General features: G+C 50.0%; 4 protein-coding genes. All 4 read right to left on the bottom strand.

Annotated elements, in window-relative coordinates; translation table 11 throughout:
• On the bottom strand, positions 1 to 1027 hold a 1027-nt coding region (locus tag E5987_RS12560), incomplete at its 3' end, for a phage tail sheath subtilisin-like domain-containing protein (protein ID WP_160336409.1).
• Positions 1024 to 1593 carry a phage tail terminator protein gene (locus tag E5987_RS12555; RefSeq protein WP_160336408.1) on the bottom strand — a complete coding sequence of 190 codons (570 nt, stop codon included), beginning with the start codon at positions 1591 to 1593 and terminating at the stop codon, positions 1024 to 1026. The genes E5987_RS12560 and E5987_RS12555, both read right to left, overlap by 4 nt.
• On the bottom strand, positions 1590 to 2099 hold the full coding sequence (locus E5987_RS12550) for a hypothetical protein (RefSeq protein WP_160336407.1): 510 nt from the start codon (positions 2097 to 2099) through the stop codon (positions 1590 to 1592). Before E5987_RS12550 ends, E5987_RS12555 begins: the two co-directional genes overlap by 4 nt.
• On the bottom strand, positions 2080 to 2280 hold a 201-nt coding region (locus E5987_RS13210), incomplete at its 5' end, for a hypothetical protein (RefSeq protein WP_237178848.1). The genes E5987_RS13210 and E5987_RS12550, both read right to left, overlap by 20 nt.

Here is a 2280-nt window from a genome sequence, read left to right as displayed (position 1 = left end):
GCGCTGAAGTGATGCCGATCAGCTCTAACGTTTGAGTGGGACGAGCCGGATCAATAGACAATTTAGCCGCGTTCTGCGCCCCGTAGGCCGCTAAGACCTCAATTGCCATAGAAGGAACATCCGGCTCAATACCAATAATCGTAGCGTGCTGATCATTGCGGGCCGCTCCAAACTTCTGCAGCTCGTTAATCGAACCTCGTCTGCAGGTATAAACATGACCGTACATCTGCTTGTCATACGCCCACCTGCCGCTCGTATCATTCATGACCTCTCTAAAATAGTCCAGAGATACGGTATCTGAGTACGGCATCAGGATGAAGTCGTACTGATCATCTCCCATGATGCGGGCAATATCCAGCGTCTCGAAATCAGGAGCGCCTACACCTCCTGCCATCGGAGTGATCTTTACGCTTAATCCTTCAGGCGTCTCTTCGCCTGCTCCGTAGCCCTGAATGTTCAAGCCTAAAGCGATGTCATTGCCGTTTGCGCCCTTATTCTTAGCGCTGACGGTTACATATCCTTCTTCGACTTCCGCGTCCTCTGCGCTGGAAGATGCTTCTGCCGTAACCGGAAGATCCGGCTTGCCGTTAATGACCGAAGCAATAGCCGAAGCGACATCAGCCGGAGAATCATCTACACCAACCGGAACCTGAACGCGGTCAGCTCCGATATAAACACTCAAAATGCCGGCTAAAGTAGGAAGACCCGATATCGTATACGTGCCCGAAGCCGCAGCGGCCGCTTCCGGATCACTTAACGGAATCGCCCAGACTTGGCCCGCAGGGTCGTTTTTGCGATAAACGGTATTCATTCGGGCTAATTCAGAACCGCGGCCGAATAAATCCTTACCCTGACTTTCTCCGGTAACCAGAACCGGCACAAGCGGCTCTGCCTTACCTTCGGTCATTTGACCAATAAGAAGGGTCGTTTGAGTCGAAGTGGCTAAGTTAGCCATCGAATTATCGACTTCCGCATAAAAAAGCGGCGTTCTCACGTCGCTCGGAATGTTGTTAAATGAAATGCTCATTTAGTTTTCTCCAAATCAATTAAAACTTTTGCTTCAATTCTGCCGTCGGGATGTCCCTTCTCGGCAATCACGTCAATATCGGTGTACATCCTCAGGAATCTGCCCAAGCGGTCAATATCTGCACCATGACGAGTCTGCTCATCCTTGATTTCATACTCGCAGGAAAAATCAAGCTGAAGGGTCAGAGCCGCCCGGTTTATCTCCGCAATCGACAGCCCTTCAAACTGAATCCAGTCTTTGCCCGCCTTAATGTCATCGGAACCCAGAATCGCTCTGAAGACTTCCTTTTTTAAGTCATCGGCCGCTTCCCACGCCGTCAGACCCTGCTCGTCTTCCGTATTGGAGACCATGACGAGAACGGCAAACCTGAATCTCACAACCTGCCGATATCTTGAAGATGTCGCAGGATCTTGCGGATCCTCTGAAACAGGAAGAACAAACGCGGCTGGCATCGCCTCGGTTGACACTGATTCGCTTAACTGAGAAAAAGCCCCTATTCCGTAGACCCTTTGCTCAAAAGACGGGCAGTAATTTCTGAGTTCCTCAATAATGGGTTTTAACTTCACTTCAATAAGCTCCCTATAGGTCCGGGCTTGAAAGCGTTCTGCAGAATCTTTGAGACTTCGCTTTGAAACTGAACTCTGCCGTAGGATTCAACCGCTGCCGGAATCGGGTTTGCTCTTGGCTTGACGAGCTTTCCCGCAGGAGACTGCTTAGCATGCCCCTTCCCGCGCTTGGATTTTTTCGGGGCGGCATGCCCATAAACGACAAAAGCCGGATAAAAACCCCGACTTTTGAATGCTGCGGACACCTGCTTGCCCTTTAAATATGGTTTGATCGCCACCGAAAAACCCGATCGCGACACCTTGTAGCTTAGCGACTTCTGAAAAATCCCCGTTTGCTTTCCCGGATACTGGCCCGGCAGAGACACTCCTTTCTCTGCGGATAATTTCTTCGCAATTTTTGAAACGTCCTGCCCGATCTTTCTAAACCCCTTGCGCATTGCCTTCTTATCAAAGTCAGCAAAATTCAAGGGCCTGGCAAACTCGGCTTCAATTCTTAACGGCTGCATTGAGCACCTCGCATTCAAAAAGAGTAAAGCGACCTGCGCTATTGCAGTCAGTCACTCGTTTTGCTCGATACCAAACTCCCTCGCACTCGATTTCGATCAATCTCGGAAGATCCTGCGGGCGAGTCTTTCCCTTGACATATCGAACAAAAATGCGATGAGTAATCGACTCTTCTGTTTGAAC

The organism is Parasutterella muris, assembly GCF_009767915.1.
GTDB lineage: Bacteria > Pseudomonadota > Gammaproteobacteria > Burkholderiales > Burkholderiaceae_F > Parasutterella > Parasutterella muris.
The sequence above is the reverse complement of the archived record's forward strand: the minus strand, read 5'-3'. Positions and strand labels throughout refer to the sequence as shown.